Source organism: Nocardiopsis yanglingensis (genome assembly GCF_045809185.1).
Taxonomy (GTDB): Bacteria; Pseudomonadota; Gammaproteobacteria; order Xanthomonadales; family Xanthomonadaceae; genus Stenotrophomonas; species Stenotrophomonas yanglingensis.
Map to the genome: position 1 here is coordinate 352,582 of NZ_JBJNRH010000002.1, position 19,606 is coordinate 372,187.

22 protein-coding genes are annotated in these 19,606 nt (G+C 67.1%); 11 read left to right on the top strand and 11 right to left on the bottom strand.

Annotated features, from left to right (window positions below; genetic code table 11):
• Nucleotides 1-330: 330 nt before the first annotated feature.
• From ACJ7C5_RS04870 to ACJ7C5_RS04895, 6 genes are all read left to right on the top strand, one after another.
• Nucleotides 331-723, top strand: coding sequence for a PTS sugar transporter subunit IIA (locus ACJ7C5_RS04870; protein WP_005408386.1), 393 nt, complete (start codon nt 331-333; stop codon nt 721-723).
• Entirely contained in the window at nt 716-985 is a 270-nt protein-coding gene (locus ACJ7C5_RS04875; protein ID WP_046983647.1) for an HPr family phosphocarrier protein, read from the top strand. The genes ACJ7C5_RS04870 and ACJ7C5_RS04875 overlap by 8 nt, the downstream gene beginning before the upstream one ends.
• A gap of 2 nt (nt 986-987) precedes the next feature.
• The gene (ptsP, locus tag ACJ7C5_RS04880) at nt 988-2,757 is read left to right on the top strand and encodes a phosphoenolpyruvate--protein phosphotransferase (protein ID WP_088024883.1); all 1,770 of its coding nucleotides are present in this window, start codon (nt 988-990) and stop codon (nt 2,755-2,757) included.
• Nucleotides 2,758-2,950: 193 nt separating this feature from the next.
• Nucleotides 2,951-4,312: a magnesium transporter gene (gene mgtE / locus ACJ7C5_RS04885; protein ID WP_049444183.1), complete on the top strand. Its 1,362-nt coding sequence runs from the start codon at nt 2,951-2,953 to the stop codon at nt 4,310-4,312.
• A 60-nt stretch (nt 4,313-4,372) separates the two neighbouring features.
• Entirely contained in the window at nt 4,373-4,639 is a 267-nt protein-coding gene (locus ACJ7C5_RS04890; RefSeq protein ID WP_094002040.1) for a hypothetical protein, read from the top strand.
• A gap of 70 nt (nt 4,640-4,709) precedes the next feature.
• Nucleotides 4,710-5,507, top strand: coding sequence for a carboxylesterase family protein (locus ACJ7C5_RS04895; protein WP_412703220.1), 798 nt, complete (start codon nt 4,710-4,712; stop codon nt 5,505-5,507).
• A 120-nt stretch (nt 5,508-5,627) separates the two neighbouring features.
• On the opposite strand, the gene ACJ7C5_RS04900 is transcribed toward ACJ7C5_RS04895, so the two are convergent.
• From ACJ7C5_RS04900 to ACJ7C5_RS04915, 4 genes are all read right to left on the bottom strand, one after another.
• Nucleotides 5,628-6,119, bottom strand: coding sequence for an REP-associated tyrosine transposase (locus ACJ7C5_RS04900; protein ID WP_412703221.1), 492 nt, complete (start codon nt 6,117-6,119; stop codon nt 5,628-5,630).
• A 251-nt stretch (nt 6,120-6,370) separates the two neighbouring features.
• Nucleotides 6,371-7,321, bottom strand: a complete 951-nt coding sequence (locus ACJ7C5_RS04905) for an aspartate carbamoyltransferase catalytic subunit (RefSeq protein ID WP_032130186.1) — start codon at nt 7,319-7,321, stop codon at nt 6,371-6,373.
• Between the two features lie 15 nt (nt 7,322-7,336).
• The gene (gene ruvX / locus ACJ7C5_RS04910) at nt 7,337-7,831 is read right to left on the bottom strand and encodes a Holliday junction resolvase RuvX (protein ID WP_106467267.1); all 495 of its coding nucleotides are present in this window, start codon (nt 7,829-7,831) and stop codon (nt 7,337-7,339) included.
• Nucleotides 7,824-8,390 (bottom strand): YqgE/AlgH family protein, encoded by a 567-nt coding sequence (locus ACJ7C5_RS04915; protein ID WP_005408377.1) that lies wholly within the window; start codon nt 8,388-8,390, stop codon nt 7,824-7,826. Before ACJ7C5_RS04915 ends, ruvX begins: the two co-directional genes overlap by 8 nt.
• A 91-nt stretch (nt 8,391-8,481) precedes the next feature.
• Between ACJ7C5_RS04915 and ACJ7C5_RS04920 the strand changes: the two genes are divergently transcribed.
• Together ACJ7C5_RS04920 and ACJ7C5_RS04925 are read left to right on the top strand one after the other, a co-directional pair.
• On the top strand, nt 8,482-10,269 hold the full coding sequence (locus ACJ7C5_RS04920) for a DUF4153 domain-containing protein (protein ID WP_412703222.1): 1,788 nt from the start codon (nt 8,482-8,484) through the stop codon (nt 10,267-10,269).
• A complete protein-coding gene (locus tag ACJ7C5_RS04925; protein WP_412703223.1) occupies nt 10,266-10,808 on the top strand; it encodes a DNA-3-methyladenine glycosylase I in 543 nt (180 codons plus the stop codon). Before ACJ7C5_RS04920 ends, ACJ7C5_RS04925 begins: the two co-directional genes overlap by 4 nt.
• An 85-nt stretch (nt 10,809-10,893) precedes the next feature.
• On the opposite strand, the gene ACJ7C5_RS04930 is transcribed toward ACJ7C5_RS04925, so the two are convergent.
• The 3 genes from ACJ7C5_RS04930 to ACJ7C5_RS04940 form a co-directional block, all read right to left on the bottom strand.
• Complete coding sequence (locus ACJ7C5_RS04930) at nt 10,894-11,601, bottom strand: YitT family protein (RefSeq protein WP_094002035.1); 708 nt, start codon at nt 11,599-11,601, stop codon at nt 10,894-10,896.
• Nucleotides 11,602-11,694: 93 nt separating this feature from the next.
• Nucleotides 11,695-12,144 carry a GNAT family N-acetyltransferase gene (locus tag ACJ7C5_RS04935; RefSeq protein WP_412703224.1) on the bottom strand — a complete coding sequence of 150 codons (450 nt, stop codon included), beginning with the start codon at nt 12,142-12,144 and terminating at the stop codon, nt 11,695-11,697.
• A gap of 96 nt (nt 12,145-12,240) precedes the next feature.
• Entirely contained in the window at nt 12,241-12,453 is a 213-nt protein-coding gene (locus ACJ7C5_RS04940) for a DUF4287 domain-containing protein (RefSeq protein ID WP_412703225.1), read from the bottom strand.
• 411 nt (nt 12,454-12,864) lie between these two features.
• Between ACJ7C5_RS04940 and ACJ7C5_RS04945 the strand changes: the two genes are divergently transcribed.
• On the top strand, nt 12,865-13,764 hold the full coding sequence (locus tag ACJ7C5_RS04945) for a LysR family transcriptional regulator (RefSeq protein ID WP_412703226.1): 900 nt from the start codon (nt 12,865-12,867) through the stop codon (nt 13,762-13,764).
• A gap of 77 nt (nt 13,765-13,841) precedes the next feature.
• On the opposite strand, the gene ACJ7C5_RS04950 is transcribed toward ACJ7C5_RS04945, so the two are convergent.
• The 4 genes from ACJ7C5_RS04950 to ACJ7C5_RS04965 form a co-directional block, all read right to left on the bottom strand.
• A complete protein-coding gene (locus ACJ7C5_RS04950; RefSeq protein WP_412703227.1) occupies nt 13,842-14,825 on the bottom strand; it encodes an aldo/keto reductase in 984 nt (327 codons plus the stop codon).
• Nucleotides 14,826-14,935: 110 nt separating this feature from the next.
• Nucleotides 14,936-15,619 (bottom strand): hypothetical protein, encoded by a 684-nt coding sequence (locus ACJ7C5_RS04955; RefSeq protein ID WP_412703228.1) that lies wholly within the window; start codon nt 15,617-15,619, stop codon nt 14,936-14,938.
• Nucleotides 15,620-15,705: 86 nt separating this feature from the next.
• The gene (locus ACJ7C5_RS04960) at nt 15,706-16,848 is read right to left on the bottom strand and encodes a PilT/PilU family type 4a pilus ATPase (protein WP_005408369.1); all 1,143 of its coding nucleotides are present in this window, start codon (nt 16,846-16,848) and stop codon (nt 15,706-15,708) included.
• A 100-nt stretch (nt 16,849-16,948) separates the two neighbouring features.
• Nucleotides 16,949-17,986: a type IV pilus twitching motility protein PilT gene (locus ACJ7C5_RS04965; RefSeq protein WP_004147099.1), complete on the bottom strand. Its 1,038-nt coding sequence runs from the start codon at nt 17,984-17,986 to the stop codon at nt 16,949-16,951.
• Nucleotides 17,987-18,073: 87 nt separating this feature from the next.
• On the opposite strand from ACJ7C5_RS04965, the gene ACJ7C5_RS04970 reads away from it, so the two are divergent.
• Nucleotides 18,074-18,751 carry a YggS family pyridoxal phosphate-dependent enzyme gene (locus ACJ7C5_RS04970; RefSeq protein ID WP_412703229.1) on the top strand — a complete coding sequence of 226 codons (678 nt, stop codon included), beginning with the start codon at nt 18,074-18,076 and terminating at the stop codon, nt 18,749-18,751.
• Between the two features lie 18 nt (nt 18,752-18,769).
• Nucleotides 18,770-19,591 carry a pyrroline-5-carboxylate reductase gene (gene proC / locus ACJ7C5_RS04975; protein ID WP_412703230.1) on the top strand — a complete coding sequence of 274 codons (822 nt, stop codon included), beginning with the start codon at nt 18,770-18,772 and terminating at the stop codon, nt 19,589-19,591.
• Nucleotides 19,592-19,606 lie beyond the last annotated feature (15 nt).

Sequence of the window (19,606 nt, forward strand, 5' to 3'; positions counted from 1 at the left end):
TGGGATGGCGGTGCGGTGTGGGTAGGCAGGACACGCCGTAAACCCGTCCCTGGGGGCTCGATGGCGCCATCCATGGCGCCAACGGTCCTGCCCACCCACACCGCCCCCCCCTCTGACAGATTCCGTGTGCTGTTGGTGGGTGTCGACCTTGGTCGACACAGTAGATCCACGCCATGCGTGGATGAATCCCGGTCAGGCATCGAAAAACGGATGGGGTCGGATCCCTTTTCCAGGGGAAAAGGGCTCTGACCCCGATAACGCTGAATACGGGACACAGTGCCCCTCATCTGCTGCTATCGCCGATTCACCTTGACCTGTTAACGTGCAGTAATGACCTGTGGCATTCTCCTCGTAACACATCCCGGGGTCGGGACCGCCCTGCTTGACGTGGCGACCCGGCTCCTGCGGCAGTTGCCGCTGAAAACCGAAGCTTTCGAAGTACCGTTCGACGCAGACCTGGACGCCCTGCTCCCGCTCGCCTCGGCCGCCCTGCGGCGGGTCGATGGGGGGGATGGCGTGCTGATCCTGACCGACCTGTACGGCGCCAGCCCCGCCAACCTTGCCGGGCAGCTGGCCCGTCTGGGGACCCCGGTTCGCCGGGTGTCGGCGCTGAGCCTGCCGATGTTGCTGCGGGTGATGAATTATCCGGAACAGGGACTGGATCAACTGCCCGCCACAGCCGCGGCGGGTACCCGTAATGGAGCGATAGTCGACGATGCTTGAACGAGAACTCACCGTCAGCAACCGCCTGGGCCTGCATGCCCGGGCCACCGCCAAGCTGGTGCAGACCCTGGCGCCGTTCCGCTGCAACGTGACCATGGCCGCCAAAGGCCGTGAGATCAACGCCAAGAGCATCATGGGCGTGATGCTGCTGGCCGCTGGCCAGGGCACTCCGGTCACGGTGCGTATCAACGGCGAGGACGAAGCTGCCGCGATGGAGGCGGTGGTCGGCCTGTTCGAACGCCGCTTCGACGAGGACAACTGAGCGTGCCACGCGCACGCGCCGGGCAGCTCGGTTCCGGCCAGCGGCCGGTACAGCTGCTGGCCGGTCATGGAGCGGCCCGTGGTACTGCAATGGGCCGGGCGCGGGTGCGCCTGCCGCATGCGCTGGAAGTCGCCGAACAGCGTGTCGCCACCAACCAGGTCGAGGCCGAGCTGGCCCGCCTGCACCGCGCGGTGGATGCCGCGCGCACGGAAATGCATGAGCTGCGCCAGCGCCTGCAGGGTGCCCTGAACCAGGAAGTGGGCGAGTTCCTCGACCTGCATGCCCTGCTGCTGGATGACCCCGAACTACTGTTCGGGCTGGACGAACTGATCCGCAGCGGTCCCTACAGCGCCGGCTATGCGCTGCGCCTGCAGCGTGACCGCCTGGCCAAGGTCTTCGATGGCATGGACGATGCCTACCTGAAGAGCCGCATGGACGACCTCGACCATGTGATCGGCCGTATCCACGCCTTCCTGCAGCCCGAACGCCCGCCGGTGGTGAAGGGTCTGGCCGGTGAAATCCTGGTCTGCGACAACATCGCTCCGTCCGAACTGGCGCAGCTGCAGGCGCAGGGCGTGGTCGGCATCGTCACCGCCGCCGGCAGCGCGCTGTCGCACAGCGCGATCCTGGCCCGCAGCCTGCACCTGCCACTGATCGTCAACGTGCCGCAGCTGCTCAGCCGCATCGCCGATGGCGACGTGCTGATCATCGACGGCGCCGACGGCAGCATCACCGCCAACCCGCAGGCCGACAACCTGCGTGACTACCGCGTCCGACTGAAAGAGCACGCGCGCGAGCAGCGCGAACTCGGCCGCCTGCGCAGCAAACCCAGCCGTACCCGCGACCAGGTCGACATCGCCCTGCTGGCAAATGCCGAATCGCTGGAAGACGTCACCCAGGCGCATGCGCTGGGCGCGCAGGGACTGGGCCTGTACCGCACCGAATTCCTGTTCCTGCAGCGCAACGAGCTGCCGGACGAAGAAGAACAGTTCCAGACCTACCGCGATGCCGCGTTGGGCATGAGCGGGCGACCGGTCACCATCCGCACGCTCGACCTGGGCGCGGACAAGGCCGACCGCACCGGCCTGACCCTGAGCAATGAAGAGAACCCGGCCCTGGGACTGCGCGGGGTGCGCCTGTCGCTGGCGCGGCCGAAGGTGGCCGACACCCAGCTGCGCGCGATCCTGCGGGCCTCGGCCTACGGCAAGCTGCGCGTGCTGGTGCCGATGGTCAGCACCCGCGAGGAACTGCTGGCGGTGCGCCGGCGCATGCTCAAGCTGACCGAACAGCTGCGCAGCGAAGGTCACATGGTGTCCGATCATGTGCCGCTGGGTGCGATGATCGAGGTGCCCGCTGCGGCGTTGGCACTGGAAAGCTTCATCGACCTGGTCGACTTCCTGTCGATCGGCACCAACGACCTGGTGCAGTACCTGCTGGCGGCCGACCGCAACAACGAGGCGCTGGGCGAGCTGTACTCGCCACTGCACCCGGCGGTGCTGCGGCTGCTGCAGATGGTGATCGAGACCGGCGCGCGCCACCGCATCCCGGTGGCGGTCTGCGGCGAGATGGCCGGCGATGCGCGGATGACCCCGCTGCTGCTGGCGCTGGGCCTGGCCGAGTTCAGCCTGCACCCTGGCACTCTGCTGGAGGTGCGACGCGCGATCCGCGAGGCCGACCTGTCGGTGCTGCGCGCACGTGCCCCGAAGCTGCTGGCCGCGCGCGACCGCCGCGCCATCGAGCGCTGGCTGGCGCTGGTGGCCGATACGCTCTGAGCACCAAGGGTATGCCGGCCGCTGGCCGGCAACCTCATGGGCTTCGATGGGGACGATTGCCGGCCAGCGGCCGGCACTACCACCACCCGGCGGCTATGCGCTGAAACATCCCCTTGCGATAATGACGCGCTGAACACCCCTGTTGCCGCATCCTTGCCGGGATCGCGGCTTTTCTTATCCCGCGGGAGCTGCGATGGCTGAAGCTGTACGCCACGACAAGACTGCGCGCCAACTGCGGATGTTGTCCGATGCACTGGACAGCGGTCGGCTGGGCCCGGTGCGTCGCCTGGTCAACACCCTGGCCCCGGCCGAGATCGGCAACCTGCTTGAATCGCTGCCGCCGGGCAAGCGTGCCATCGTGTGGGGCCTGGTCGACCCGGAAGACGACGGCGAAGTGCTGGTCCACGTCGGCGAGGAAGTGCGCGAAAGCCTGCTGGCCGACATGGACCCGGACGAGATCATCGCCGCGGTCGAAGACCTGGACATCGACGATCTGGCCGACCTGGTCGAAGACCTGCCGGATACGGTCATCGACGAGGTCCTCAAGTCGATGGACCGCGAGAACCGCGAGCGCCTGGAACAGGTGCTGTCCTATCCCGAGGACAGCGCTGGCCGCCTGATGAACCCGGACGTGGTGACCGTGCGCGCCGACGTCAACGTCGACGTGGTGCTGCGTTACCTGCGCCTGCGCGGCGAACTGCCTGACCACACCGACCACCTGTTCGTGGTCAGTCGGCGCCACCAGTACCTCGGCCGGGTGTCGCTGGCGGCACTGGTGACCCACGAGGACACCACCCCGATCAACCGCCTGATCGACGACGAGCAGCCGGCCATCGACGTCGGCGAGAGCGACCAGGAGGTCGCCCGCCAGTTCTCCGACCATGACTGGATCTCCGCGCCGGTGGTGGACGACAACAACATCCTGATCGGCCGCATCACCATCGATGACGTGGTCGACATCATCCGTGGCCAGGCAGAGCACCAGGCGCTGGGCGCCGCCGGTCTGGACGAGGACGAGGACCTGTTCAGCCCTGTCTGGCGCGCCATGCGCCGCCGCCTGATGTGGCTGTCGGTGAACCTGTGCACTGCGTTCCTGGCCTCCAGCGTGGTCGGCCACTTCGAGGGCACCATCGACAAGCTGGTGGCGCTGGCCGTGCTGATGCCGATCGTGGCGGGCCTGGGTGGCAATGCCGGCACCCAGGTGCTGGCGCTGATGGTGCGCGGCCTGGCGCTGGGCCAGGTAGGCGCATCCAACGCCCGCACGCTGCTGTGGAAGGAAGTCCGGGTCGCCTTGTTGAACGGCGTGATGCTGGGTTCCGTGCTGGGGCTGATCGTGCTGGCCTGGTTCCACTCGCCCGGGCTGTCGGCGGTGATCGCCATCGCGCTGACCTGCAACCTGCTGTTCGCTGCGCTGGCTGGCGTACTGGTGCCACTGACCCTGAAGCGCTTCGGCTTCGATCCGGCGCTGGCCAGCGGCATCTTCCTCACCGCCGTGACCGACTCGATGGGCTTCTTCACCTTCCTCGGCCTGGCCACGCTGGTGCTGCTGCACTGAACCCTGCAGGGTCGGATCCCCGCCACGCGGGGCTCTGGCCCGATCCCAACTGGAACACCCATGGCAACAACGATAGAAAACTACTTCCAGCCCGGCTGGCGCGACCAGCAGCACACCTGCCCGGCCTGCGAATGGAAGGGCTGCTCGCGCGCCATGGTGATGGAACTGGACGAAGACGCCACCGAGTACGACTGCCCGGTCTGCGAGAACCCGCTGCTGGTGGTGCTGCATCCGGACATGGCGCAGGTGCAGGCGGCTGCCGCCGAAGGCAATACCGAAGCACAGGAGCAGTTGGACATCATCGCCAGCTTCCCGCGCCCGGAGTGACGCAGCGCATGATGCCAGGCTGATCGCGGCGGACTACGATGCAGACGATCCTGCCGCTACAGGAAAGCCCATGGTCCGTTCGCTGTCGCGCTGGCTGCCACTGCTGGCCGTTCTGATGATGACCGCCTGCACATCGCTTCCAGACAGCGCGCGCGGGCGCTTCGAAGCCCGCGCGGTGAAGGTGGAGGGGGAGACCGCCTACTACCAGGTGTTCATTCCGGCCGGCGTGCAGACCGCCGCTCCCACCCACCTCCCGGTCATCCTGTTCCTGCACGGCTCCGGCGAACGCGGCGGCGACGGCATCAAGCAGACGTATTCGGGGCTGGGCCCCTATCTGCGTGAGCACTCCGACTTTCCGGCGCTGGTCGTCTTCCCGCAGGTGGCGAAGCATTCGGAATGGAGCGGCCGCAACAATCGCATGGCCGTGGCCGCGCTGGACGCGACGATCGCCGAATTCGGTGCCGACCCGACGCGGCAGTACCTGACCGGCATGTCGATGGGCGGCTATGGCAGCTGGAACATCGCGCTGGATGACCCGCACCGCTTTGCCGCGATCGTGCCGGTATGCGGTGCCGTGCTGGCACCGCGCGCGAAGCGGCCGACCCTGTTCGTCGAGCAGGTTGCCCAGGAAACCGATCCGTATGCCGTGATCGCGCAGCGCCTGCGGCACACGCCGATCTGGATCTTCCACGGTGCACTGGACGACGTGGTGCCACCGGACGACGACCGCAGGCTGCACTTCGCATTCCAGAGCGCCAACGCACGCGATGTGCGCTACACCGAGTACCCGGAAGGCAACCATAACGCCTGGGACGCTACCTACGCCGATCCGGCGATGTGGGCGTGGCTGTTCGCGCAGAAGCGCTGAGCCGCAGCTCCTGCTGGGAAACATCTGTTGGTGGATGCCTACCGTTGGTCGGCTTGGGTATTGGTGGGTGCCGACCGTTGGTCGGCTTGGGTATTGGTGGGTGCCGACCGTTGGTCGGCACTATCTCTCCGCTTCGGGATAATCCATTGCTTGGTACCTCCCATCGATCTCCCATCGGCACCAGGCATACGGATACTCTCCCACGCAGCTCGCCAAGTTCGCCCTGACCGGGTTGGCGACGATGTACATCGCATGGCGAAACAGTGATTCTTCAGAACGAATGGCGTGATCGTGATAGCTCGATTGCCAGAATCGTCCTGATCTGCCGAGCATGCGGTTTATCAGCAATGCACTGCTCGATTTGAAGCGCCGCATGACGTAATCCAGCGAGAACGCGCGGAGCTCCACAAGCCAATGGATGTGGTCCGGCATGACTACATAGGCAAGTGAGTACGTCAGGCCTTCAGTATCAAGGCGACGGACCACGTCCATCACCAACTGCGCCGCTGTGGCATCGTCGAAGTAGCGTCGACGCCCCTGGGTGACGGTCGTCAGGATGTAGGATTGCCCGATCCGGGAATGGCGGCCAAGTCTCAGGCGTGCGCGGTTCATCGGCACAAGCGTGTGCCTGCTGACCGCGTTCTTCTATCGGGCAACCCCATCAGTCCAGGTAGGCCCGTAGCTATTCAATGTCTGAGCCCGGCACTTCACGGGACTGATGGTCCTGTGCCGACCAACGGTCGGCACCCACCCAGACAGTTCAAGGTGAATCCTATTTGTGCCGACCAACGGTCGGCACCCACCCAGATTGTTCAAGGTGAATCCTATTTGTGCCGACCAACGGTCGGCACCCACCAGGGCAATCAGCCCAGCAGGGTTTCCAGCACGGCCATGCGCACGGCGACGCCGTTGGCAACCTGGCGCAGCACCCACGACTGCGGGCCGTCGGCCACCTCGTCGGTCACTTCCACACCACGGTTGATCGGGCCCGGATGCAGCACCGCGGCATCCTTGCCGGCGCGGGCCAGGCGCTCGTTGGTCAGGCCGTACTGGGCGTGGTACTGCTCCAGCGACGGCACCAGGCCTTCTTCCATGCGCTCGCGCTGCAGGCGCAGCATCATCAGCGCGTCGACGCCTTCCAGCATCGCGTCGAAATCATCGCCGACCACGCAGCCCTTCAGGGTCTCGTCGTCCGGCAGCAGCGACTGCGGGCCGCACACGCGGATCTCGCCCACGCCCAGCGTACGCAGCGCATGCAGGTCGGTGCGGGCTACGCGCGAGTGCTTCACGTCGCCGACGATCACCACCTTCATCTTCGAGAAATCCGGGCCCTTGGCCTGGCGCAGGGTCAGCATGTCCAGCAGGCCCTGGGTCGGGTGCGCGCTGCGGCCGTCACCGGCGTTGATCAGTGCAGTGCCCTCGCCCGCCGCTTCGGCCAGTGCGGCCACGGCGCCATCATCCGGGTGGCGCACCACGAAGCCGCGCACGCCCATCGCTTCCAGGTTGCGCAGCGTGTCGCAGGCGGTTTCGCCCTTGCGCGTGGACGAGGTCGAGGCATCGAAGTTCAGCACGTCGGCGCCCAGGCGCTGCGCAGCCAGCTGGAACGAGCTGCGGGTGCGCGTGGACGGTTCGAAGAACAGCGTGCACACCGCCGAACCGGCCAGCACGTGGCGCTTGTTGCCGACACGACCGACCGCCGCGTCGCGGATCTGCCCTGCCCGGTCAAGCAGCTGCAGCAGGGTGTCGCGCGGAAGGCCTTCGAGGGTCAGCAGGTGGCGCAGGCGGCCGGAGGCATCGAGTTGCTGGGCAGTCATGGCGGTGTCGGGCAGTCAGGGAATGGGGGTGGCGTCGTCCGGCGACGACAGCCAGCGGTCGATGATCACCGCCGCGGCCACGGCATCGAGGGCGGCCGCATCACGGCGGCGCTTGCGCCCTTCGGCGCGCTCGACAGCGAAGCGGCGTGCGGCCTCGACCGAGCTGGAACGCTCGTCGATCATCACCACCGGCAGTTTGAAACGTTCCCGCAGCTGGCGGGCGAAGCCCTGCGCACGCTTGCGGTTGGGCTGGTCCTGGCCGTCCAGGGTCAGCGGGTCGCCGACCACCAGGCCGTCGGGCTTCCATTCCTTGAGCAGGCGTTCGATCGCGGTCCAGTCCGGGCCGTTGCCGTGCACATCGACCACCGCCACCGCACGCGCATGCGCAGCGAAGGCACTGCCGATGGCCACGCCGATACGCCGCGAGCCGACATCGAAACCCAGAACGGTGCCGTCACGGCGGATGGCCGGGGCAGGAGAAACCGGTGCGGGCGCCGCCGGCTCAGACATGGCCGCTGTAGTCGGTCAGGCGGAACAGGTCCACGCCGATACGCGAAGCCGCGCCCTGCCAACGCTGCTCCAGCGGCAGCTGGAACACCAGCTCGGCATCGGCCGGCACGGTCAGCCAGCTGTTCTCGGACAGCTCGCTTTCCAGCTGCCCTGCGCCCCAACCGGCACAGCCGAGGGTGACCACGGCATTGGCCGGGCCTTCGCCGCGCGCCATCGCTTCGAGGATGTCGCGCGAAGTGGTCAGGTACAGGCCGTCGCCCACGGTCAGGCTGGAATCCCATGCGCGCGCGTCGTCATGGATGACGAAGCCGCGCTCGGGATGCACCGGGCCGCCGTTGAGCACCATGCGTGCCTGCAGGTCGCCATCACCGGTGGTGATGTCCATCTGTGCAAGCACTTCACCCAGCGTGTACTCGGAAGGCTGGTTGACCAGCACACCCATCGCCCCGTTCTCGTCGTGCTGGCAGATCAGCGCGACGCTGCGGGCAAAGGTCGCGTCGAGCAGCGACGGCAGCGCGACGAGCAGGTGATCGGCAAGGGAGGTCGGCGTTACAGGCATGGGCCCATTCTACCTGCTGGGGGCGGGATGGTCGCGCGATGGCGCGGAACAGCGATGGGCTAGGATGGTGCTTTGCCATGGAAGGTCATCGATGCAGTCTTCATCGCCCCTGACCCTGCCGGCACGCAGCGCCATCGTCCTGATCGCGCTGCTGCAGGGCCTGATGCTGTATGCCGCGCAGGAACTTTCCGATGCGTGGCCGTTCCGCGATATCGGCTGGCGCTACTGCTGGTACGCCTGGGTGCTGGCCATTCCCAGCGCGGTGGCGCTGAGCCTGGTCGAGCTGGGCCAGCGCCGCCTGTGGCTGCAGGCCGTGTTCGGCTCAGCGGTGGTATTGGCGCTGGCCGCCTGGGTTGGCTGGAACCTCAACGGCGAGACCGCGCTGGATTCGGGCGCGCTGCAGTTCCCGCTGACCCTGGGCATGGCCGTGGCGGTGTTCGTGGCCCTGCCCTGGTGGCAGTTCCAGCTGCAGCACGGGCATTGGCGCGCCAGCTATCCGGAGCTGTTCGAGCGCGCCTGGCAGAACGGTTTGACCCTGGCCCTCGCCGCACTGTTCACCGGGCTGACCTGGCTGCTGCTGTGGCTGTGGGCGGCGCTGTTCCAGCTGCTGGACGTGACCGTCTTCCGCGACCTGTTCCGGCAGGACGCGTTCATTGCGCTGGCCACCGGCAGCCTGGCCGGGTTCGGTGTGCTGATCGGGCGCACCCAGCACCGCGCGATCCAGATCACCCGCCAGGTGCTGTTCGCGATCTGCCGCGGGCTGCTGCCGCTGCTCTCGTTCATCGCCGTGCTGTTCGTGCTGAGCCTGCCGCTGACCGGGCTGGAACCGCTGTGGAAGACCCGTTCGGCCGCCAGCCTGCTGCTGGTGCTGTCGCTGCTGCTGGTGTTGTTCACCAATGCGGTCTACCAGCAGGGGGAAGACACCGCGCCCTACCCCCTGCTGCTGCGCCGGCTGGTTGAAGCCAGCCTGCTGGCGCTGCCGGTCTACGCCGCACTGGCGCTGTACGCACTGGGCCTGCGCGTGGTGCAGTACGGCTGGACCGTGGACCGGTTCTGGGCGGTGCTGATCGCGCTGGCCGTGGCCGGCTATGCCGTGGGCTACGCGCTGGCGGTGCTGCGCCGGCAGAGCCGCTGGCTGCAGACGCTGGAGCCGGTCAACCGTTGGATGTGCTGGGCGGTGCTGGCACTGGCATTGCTGGGCAACTCGCCGCTGCTGGACCCGGTGCGGCTGACCCTGTCCAGCCAGTTGGCACGGCTGCGTGCAGACCCGCCGGCGATCACCAGCAGCGACGTCAACGTGCTGCGCTTCGACCTCGGCCGCCGCGGCGTGCAGGCGCTGCGCGGACTGCAGGACGATCCGGCGACCCGCGCCGATGCCAACGCGCCGCAGGTGATCGCCGATGCGCTGGCACGCACCTCACGCTGGGACGGCGGCACCCGCCTGGACAAGGGCCCGCAGGATGTCGCCGCCCTGCAGCGCGCGCTGAAGCTGGCCAAGGGATCCAGCTCGCCACCGGACGATTGGTGGCAGGCGCTGGCCACCCGCGCGATCAATGGCGAATCGTGCGCCCAGAGCGAGCGCGACTGCCTGATCGTGCATCGCGACCTGGACGGCGATGGCACCGGCGAAGTGCTGCTGTGCGAGCTGTACACCCACCGTGGCCCGGACTGCGTGCTGTACGCACGTGGCAGGGATGCCCACTGGCGCCGGGCCGGTTCGCTGTTCGGCACCGTCAGCGGCCAGGCCGAGGCGATCAACCAGGCCCTGCGTGATGGCGAACTCACTCTCGAACCGCCGCGTTGGCCGATGCTGTCCATCGGCGGACGCCCCGCGGTGACCATCGATCCCGAACCCGAATCCAACGAGTCTTCTCCATGAGCGGTTACTGCCTCATCGCCCCGGGCCATCCGGTGCACGACTACTACCACGCCAACGAATACGGCTTCCCGCAGCGTGACGAGCGCGAGCTGTTCGAGCGGCTGGTGCTGGAGATCAACCAGGCCGGGCTGAGCTGGGAGACCATCCTGAAGAAGCGCGAGGGCTTCCGCTCGGCCTATGACGGCTTCGATGTGGATCGGGTTGCAGCCTACGCCGAGCAGGACATCGAACGGCTGCTGTCGGACGCGGGCATCATCCGCAACCGGCTGAAGGTGCTGGCGGCGATCCACAACGCGCAGGTGATCCAGCAGCTGCGGGCCAGCCACGGCAGCTTCGCGGGCTGGCTGGACGCGCACCATCCGCGCAGCAAGGCCGACTGGGTGAAGCTGTTCAAGAAGACCTTCCGCTTCACCGGCGGCGAGATCACCGGTGAGTTCCTGATGAGCCTGGGCTACCTGCCCGGTGCGCACGCCGAGGACTGCCCGGTGCACGCGCGGCTGCTGACGCTGTCGCCGCCGTGGTTGCAGGCCTCCCGGTAGTGGGGGGGGGGGGGCGGGCGCCCCCGGGGGCGGGCGGGGGGGGGGGGGGGCGGGCCGCCCGGCGCCCGCCACTACCGTTGAATCGTCACACGCCCATGTAACGGCCCGGGCGGTGGTTGAACATCAGCACCAGGCTGAGCACCACCGCGCCGATGGCCGAGTACAGCACCTTCGACGGCGACAACACGAAGAACGCGGCCACCATCAGGCAGGCGTCGTAGGACATCTGCACCTTGCCCGCGCTCCAGCCTCGGGTGCGCTGCAGGTACACCGCCAGGATGCCGATACCACCGAGGCTGGCACGGTGCCGGATGAAGAACAGGATGCCCAGGCCGGACAACGCACCACCGACGATCGCCGAATACAGCGGGTTGATGTGCGAGAAATCGATCCAGCGCGGCAACAGGTCGGTCAGCACGCCACAGGCGGTGACCGCAGCGAAGGTCTTCAGGGTGAATTCCCAGCCCATGCGCCGCAGCGCCACCCAGTAGAACGGCAGGTTGACCAGCACGAACACCAGGCCGAAGTTCCAGCCCATCGCGTAGTGCAGCAGGAACGCCATGCCGGCCATGCCGCCGATCATCAGCCCGCCCTTGGCGAAGATGGCCAGGCCCAGCGAGGCCACCATCGTGGCCAGCACCATGCCCTGCACGTCCTCGGCAATCGAGTGGCGCAGCGCTTTTTCGTCGGCGGTGGTGCCGGCACTGTCGGGCGGTGGGGTCAGCGGACCGGCGGTGACCAGGTGGCCGTCAGCGTCGTCGCACGGCGCGGAGCCATGGGCGGGAAGGGACATACGGGTGGGGGAACAGCAGGTGGGGAGCGATATTAGACACGATCTGCATGACAGTTGCAGATGAAATCGTTCAGCTGCGCTCGCCCATTCAGGTTATTTCGGAAGCGTCACCGGCAGCACGGCCAGCATGTCCTCGCCATCATCGTCCATGCCGGTCTCGACAAAACCGAAGCTGCCATAGAAGGCGCCCGCCACCGGATTGTGCGGGTTGTAGCAGATCTCGATCTCGGCCAGGCCGGGCGTATCCCGGATCTGCGCCAGCGCCAGTTCCAGCGCGCGGCGCCCGATGCCACGCCCCTGCCAGCGCTGATCGACCATGAAGCGCCAGATCGACGTCCGCTGCGGCGTCTCCGGCACCCACATGAAGAACCCGACCAGCTCGCCATCGGCCAGGATGGCACGGGTCTGGTAGCCGGGATGGAATGCTGCCTGCACCAGCGACCACGTATTGCCAGCGACGAAGTCCTGCTGCGCCTCGCTGACGTCGAGATCGCACACGGCTTCGTAGTTCTCGACGGTGATCGCGTCCAGCGTGACCTGCATGGGGGCGTCCTGCCTCGGGAAGGACGCCCAGTCTGCCCGACCCTGGAAACTGTGTGGACTGACCCCACACGACCGTTCAGCGCAGCGTTGCCTGCCTCATCCCTTCCCGGCCAGATGGTGCGCCACCAGCGCATTGGCGTGGCCATGGCCCAGCCCATGCGCGCTTTTAAGGAAGCTGACCAGCTCCATGTGTTTCAGGCCGGGCTGCTTCGCCAGCAGGCCGAACCAGTGCGCCACCGGCTGACCATAGGTCTTCTCGATGGAGGGAAAGTACGAGGCCGGGCCCTTGGGCTTGGTGTCAGTGCTCATGTGCAGCTCCCGTTGAAGTCACTCATTCGACGAATCACAGACGCAGAAATCGACAACCCCACACGTCCGTCCGACCCAGTGCCGACCAACGGTCTGCACCCACCAAAGCAGAATGCCGTTCCAACAGCTCGCGGGAAACTGTCGAAGGCGGGGTGGGTCCGGTTGAGGGGGCGTGAGCCGCATGGGCCCGAGGCATGCCTCGGGCGGGTTGGGCAGGACGCCCAACCCCGGTCTTGCCGTGTGCGCAGGACAGCGCACACGAGCAAGCGGCGACCGAGCCTACATGGACGTATTTACGGCGTTCCCCTCAACCGGACCCACCCCGCCATCCCACGGAATGCACGCATTTGACGTTGACGTTGCCTTGGCTTGAAGCAGGCGCCGGGCGCAGCCCGGCCGTATCATCCAATCATGCCCCGTGAAAACCTCAACGACCTGCAGGCCTTCGTCCACGTCGCCCGCGAGGGCAGCTTCACCAGGGCAGCCGCCCAGCTGGGCGTCTCCCAGTCCGCGCTCAGCCATGCCATGCGCGGCCTTGAACAGCGCCTGGGCGTGCGCCTGCTGACCCGCACCACCCGCAGCGTGTCCACCACCGAAGCTGGCGCCCGCCTGCTCGAGACCCTCGCTCCACGCCTGGCCGAGATCGAGGACGAACTGGCCGCACTGGCCGAGTACCGCGAGCGCCCGGCCGGCACCATCCGCATCAACGCCACCGGCCATGCCGCCGAGTACCTGGCCTGGCCGCGGCTGGCGCCGCTGCTGCAGCACTATCCGGACCTGAAGGTGGAACTGGCTGCCGACTATGGGCTGGCCGACATCGTCGCCGAGCGCTACGACATCGGCATCCGCCTCGGCGAGCGGCTGGCGCGCGACATGGTCGCCGTGCCGATCAGCCCGCCACTGCGCATGCGCGTGGTCGGTGCACCCAGCTACTTCCGCCAGCATGTGGTGCCACGGCATCCGGACGAGCTGGCAGATCACAACTGCGTCACCCTGCGCCTGCCCACGCATGGCGGGCTGATGCCGTGGGATTTCGGCCAGGACGGCAACGAACTGAGCGTGCGCGTCAGCGGCCAATGGACCTTCAACACCATGGGCATGACCCGCGCGGCTGCACTGGCCGGCAGCGGGCTGGCCTGGCTGCCGGAAGACCAGGTGCAGCCGATGCTGGACGATGGTCGCCTGCAGTCGGTGCTGGACGACTGGTGCCCGCACTTTGATGGCTACTACGCGTATTACCCATCGCGCCGCCACGTCACCGTGGCGATGCGCACGGTGCTTGAAGCGCTGCGCGGACCGATGGTGAGTTGAGGAGTGCGGACCAACGGTCCGCACCCACCACCAACGATCCGCACCCACCATGATGGGAGCCCGCACCCACCTGGTGATCAGCCCTTGGCCTGCGCCGCACGCTGCGCGTTGTAGCGCTCGCCGACGATCGACACTTCGTCCAGTGCCTGCGCGATGCGCTGCAGGTCCTCCGGTGCCAACTGCAGGTCGACCGCGCCCAGGTTTTCTTCCAGGCGATGGACCTTGGTGGTGCCCGGGATCGGCACGATCCACGGCGTCTGCGCCAGCAGCCAGGCCAGCGCCACCTGCGCCGGGGTGGCACCACGGGCAGCGGCGATTGTGCTGATACGGTCGACCAGCGCCTGGTTGGCACGACGCGCTTCCACTTCGAAACGCGGCACGGTGTTGCGGAAGTCGTTGGCGTCGAAGGTGGTGTCGGCGTTGATCGCGCCGGTCAGGAAGCCGCGGCCGAGCGGGCTGAACGGCACGAAGCCGATGCCCAGTTCCTGCAGGGTCGGCAGCAGTTCGCGCTCCGGCTCGCGCCACCACAGCGAGTACTCGCTCTGCACGGCGGCGACCGGCTGCACCGCATGCGCACGGCGCACGGTGGCGGCGCTGGCCTCGGACAGGCCGAAGTGGCCGACCTTGCCTTCGGCGATCAGGTCGCGCACGGTGCCGGCCACATCTTCGATCGGCACGTTGGGATCGACGCGGTGCTGGTAGAACAGGTCGATATGGTCGGTGCGCAGGCGCTTGAGGCTGGCCTCGGCCACCGCACGGATGTTCTCCGGGCGACTGTCCAGGCCGGTATCGACGCGGGCATCCTTGAAACCGAACTTGGTGGCGATCACCAGCCTGTCGCGGTACGGTGCCAGCGCCTCGCCGAGCAGATCTTCGTTGGTGTACGGGCCATACACTTCGGCGGTGTCGAAGAAGGTCACCCCACGCTCGACGGCGGCCTGCAGCAGGGCGATGCCCTGGCTGCGCTCCACCGGTTGGCCGTAGCCATGGCTCAGGCCCATGCAGCCCAGGCCGAGGGCGGAAACCTTCAGGCCGCTGCGGCCGAGTTCACGTGTCTGCATCGTCGTGCTCCAGAGGGGGAGCGCTGACGATACGCCTGCACTGGCGGTGGATTGAACCGACTGGATGGCAGTCGGTCATGACTGGAATTCATCAATCGGCGGCGCGCCGGTCATTCCATGCCCTGCAGGGTGTCAGTGCACCCCGCCAGTTCCACCATCATCCTGCCAGTGTTGCGGAACGCCGGATCCCGCGGCACCCATCGCGCGAACCAACGCTGCTCGCCGTCCACCACGGACTCGAACATCCACGATGAGCCATCAAGCCCAGCGCTCGAGTCTTCGCCCTGCAACAGCGAAAACGCGGCGGCGATGGCCTTCCATTCCTGCACACTCAGCGCGCGCGGTGGAGCGCACGTGCCGCCCTTGATGACGCTGGATGGACGCCCAGGCGACGATCCGGGAATCTCGAAATCGCGTGCACTGCGCCCGACGATCCACGCCTGGCCGGCTGCGTTGCGCTGCGCACGTATGACCACGCCCGGGAAGAACGCAGGATCCCAGATGAAGCGATACGCTTGGACCGGTACGCTGCCACAGCGGAACGACGGCTCTGGCAAGTCACCCAGATCCCGCAACCGGGCAACGTAGGCCGCCCTCGCAAACCCGGTGAAATCGATGAAGGGAGGCCGGTCGTCGCTAGGCTCCACCGCAGGCAGCGGCAGCAGATACCAGGCCTGTGCCTGCGGATCACCGCAGCCCGCCATCGCCACAGGAGCCGCGTGCTCGGGCGGGCGGGCACAGCCGGCCTGCAGCAGCACCGCGATGGCCAGTATCACGCTCGCAGCTACACGCATGCAGGCCTCCCTGGCAGGTTCACGCCGGCGTGCATCCGGCGCTGCGGTCATCCCGGAGCAGGAGGCGCCCGCAGGCGCCCGTCCAGTCACCGGATCTCGGAAATCTCCACGCCATCCAGCCCCTGCGACAGAGTACGTGCGTCGCCGCCCTGGCTGAGCTTGATGCGCAGGCGCACCTCGTTCTGCGAATCGGCGTAGCGCAGCGCGTCCTCGTAGCTGATCTCGCCGGCCTGGTACAGCTCGAACAGGCTCTGGTCGAAGGTCTTCATGCCCAGCTGGACCGAATCCTTCATCACTTCCTTCAGCTTGTGGATCTCGCCGTCGCGGATGTAGTCCTGCACCAGCGGCGTGCCCAGCAGGATCTCCATCGCCACCTTGCGCGAGCGGCCATCGGGCGACGGCACCAGCTGCTGCGCAACCACGCCCTTCAGGTTCAGCGACAGATCCATCAGCAACTGGTTGCGACGATCTTCCGGGAAGAAGTTGACGATGCGGTCCATCGCCTGGTTGGCGTTGTTGGCATGCAGGGTGCACAGCACCAGGTGGCCGGTTTCGGCAAACGCGATGGCGTGGTCCATGCCTTCGCGGGTACGCACTTCGCCGATCATGATCACATCGGGCGCCTGGCGCAGGGTGTTCTTCAGCGCGGCTTCCCAGCTGTCGGTATCGATGCCGACTTCGCGCTGGGTGATGATGCAGCCTTCGTGCTTGTGCACGAATTCGATCGGGTCTTCGATGGTGATGATGTGGCCGGTCGAGTTCTGGTTGCGGTAGCCGATCATCGCTGCCAGCGAGGTCGACTTACCGGTACCGGTGGCACCGACGAACAGGATGATGCCGCGCTTGGTCATCGCCAGCGTCTTGATGATCGGCGGCAGGCTCAGCTCTTCCACGGTCGGAATGCGCGTCTCGATGCGACGCAGCACCATGCCGACCTGGTTGCGCTGGTAGAAGCAGCTGACGCGGAAACGGCCGACACCGGACAGGCCGATGGCGAAGTTGCACTCGTGGGTCTTCTCGAATTCCTCGCGCTGCGCCGGGGTCATCACGTTGAGGACCAGGTCGCGGCTCTGCTGCGGCGTGAGCGGGGTCTGCGTGATCGGCGAGATCTTGCCGTTGACCTTCATCGCCGGCGGCATGCCGGCCGTGATGAACAGGTCCGAGGCGCGCTGGTGCGCCATCAGCTTGAGGAACGAAGTGAAATCGATGGTGGTCGCGGTGGTGTTCACGGCGGGCTCCCAATGGGGCATGTACCAGGAAACGGTCGGTGGAGGAAACGGCGCGGGTACGGCGGCGCACTGGCGCACGCCGTCCCGTTGCTGTCCCGCCTTACTCGAACAGGCGCTTGTCCTTGGCGTACTCGCGGGCCTGGTTGCGGGTGATCAGGCTGCGCTTGACCAGGTCCTGCAGGTGCTGGTCCAGGGTCATCATCCCGTACTGCTGGCCGGTCTGGATGGCCGAATACATCTGCGCCACCTTGTCCTCGCGGATCAGGTTGCGGATGGCCGGGGTGCCGACCATGATTTCCCACGCAGCGGTACGACCGCCACCGACCTTCTTCAGCAGTGCCTGCGAGATCACCGCACGCAGCGACTCGGACAGCATCGAACGCACCATCGGCTTTTCGCCGGCCGGGAACACGTCGATGATACGGTCGATGGTCTTGGCCGCCGAACTGGTGTGCAGGGTGCCGAACACCAGGTGGCCGGTTTCCGCGGCGGTCAGCGCCAGGCGGATGGTTTCCAGGTCGCGAAGTTCGCCGACCAGGATGATGTCCGGGTCCTCACGCAGTGCCGAGCGCAGGGCTTCGTTGAAGCCATGCGTGTCGCGGTGCACTTCGCGCTGGTTGATCAGGCACTTCTGCGAGGTGTGCACGAATTCGATCGGATCCTCGACGGTGAGGATGTGGCCGTATTCGTTCTTGTTGATGTAGTCGATCATCGCCGCCAGCGTGGTCGACTTGCCCGAACCGGTCGGGCCGGTCACCAGGATCAGGCCCTGCGGCTGCTGGATCACTTCGCGGAACAGCGGCGGGCAGGCCAGGTCCTCGAGGGTGAGCACCTCGGACGGAATGGTACGGAACACCGCACCGGCGCCGCGGTTCTGGTTGAACGCGTTCACACGGAAGCGCGCCAGCGACGGAATCTCGAAGGAGAAGTCCACTTCGAGGAATTCCTCGTAATCGCGGCGCTGCTTGTCGGACATGATGTCGTACACCAGCGCGTGGACCTGCTTGTGGTCCAGGGCTGGGATGTTGATCCGGCGCACGTCGCCGTCCACGCGGATCATCGGCGGCAGGCCTGCGGACAGGTGCAGGTCGGACGCTTTGTTCTTTACGGAAAACGCCAGCAGTTCGGCGATATCCATGAGCGGCTACTCCCCAATAACGGCTTCGACTGGAAGGATCTTTCCCCGGGCGGCAGTATAGCCTCCTGATTCAACGGAACGCGTTACGTGGCCACTCCCCTGCCCCAGATCCTGAGCAACCTGCATGCCGCCGCCGAGGCCGCGGGCAGGCCCGATCCACGCCTGCTGGCGGTGTCCAAGACCCAGCCAGCCGAGGCTGTGGCCGCGCTGGCCGCACAGGGCCAGCACGCCTTCGGCGAGAACTACGTGCAGGAAGCACTGGCCAAGATGCAGGTGCTGCAGCACCTTGAACTGGAGTGGCACCTGATCGGCCACCTGCAGTCGAACAAGGCCGATGCCGTGGCCAGCCACTTCGACTGGGTACAGAGCGTGGACCGGCCCAAGCTGGTGACCGCACTGGCACGCCATCGCCCGGCCGCGCGTGGCCCGCTGAACGTACTGATCCAGGTCAACATCGACGACGAATCCAGCAAGCATGGCTGTGCACCGGAAGAACTGGATGCACTGGCCGCGGCGATCGCCGCCGAACCCACCCTGCGCCTGCGTGGCCTGATGGCGATTCCCGCACCGTGGCCCGAAGCGGAGCGCCGTCGGGATGCATTCGTGCGCATGCGCACACTTTTCCAGTCGCTGGCTGCCCAGCACGCGCAGATCGACACGCTGTCGATGGGCATGAGCAGCGACTACGCCGAAGCCATCGCCGAGGGCGCCACCCTGGTGCGCATCGGCACCGCTCTGTTCGGCGCGCGCCCGCGCCCGGCCTGATATTCCAAGGAGACTTCCATGGCAGTTGATTCCATCACCTTCATCGGCGGCGGCAACATGGCCCGCAGCCTGATCGCCGGCCTGATCCGCCAGGGCGTGCCCGCCGCGCACATCCACGTGGCCGAACCGGTTGCCGCACTGCGCGAGTCACTGGCTGCGGACTTCGACGTACAGGTACACGACAACGCCGCCGATGCCGCCGCCCAGGGCCGCACCTGGCTGCTGGCGGTGAAGCCGCAGGTACTGCGCGATGTGTGCCAGTCGCTGCAGGCGCTGGCGCAGGCGAACCGGCCGCTGGTGGTGTCGATCGCCGCCGGCATCACCAGCGCGCAGCTGGAACGCTGGCTGGGCGGGAACCTGCCGGTGGTGCGCGCGATGCCCAACACGCCGGCCCTGCTCGGCGCCGGCGTGACCGGCCTGTACGCCACCGCGTCGGTGGATGCGCAGCAGCACGCACGCGCCGAACAGGTGCTGGCCAGTGCCGGGCGCACGGTGTGGATCGATAGTGAGGCGCTGATGGATTCGGTGACTGCCGTATCCGGCAGCGGCCCCGCCTACGTATTCCTGCTGGCAGAAGCCATGGAAGCGGCGGGTATCGCCCAGGGCCTGCCGGCCGACGCCGCGCGCACGCTGGTGGTGCAGACCCTGCTGGGTGCATCGCGCATGCTCGACGAGGCCGGTGAAAGCCCGGCCGAGCTTCGCCGGCGCGTGACCTCGCCGAACGGCACCACCCAGGCCGCGATCGAGAGCTTCCAGGCCGGTGGCTTCGAGGCGCTGGTGGACACCGCGTTGCGCGCCGCGCAGGTGCGCGGGCAGGAGTTGTCTGCGGCGAATGATTGAAACAGGTGTGCCGAC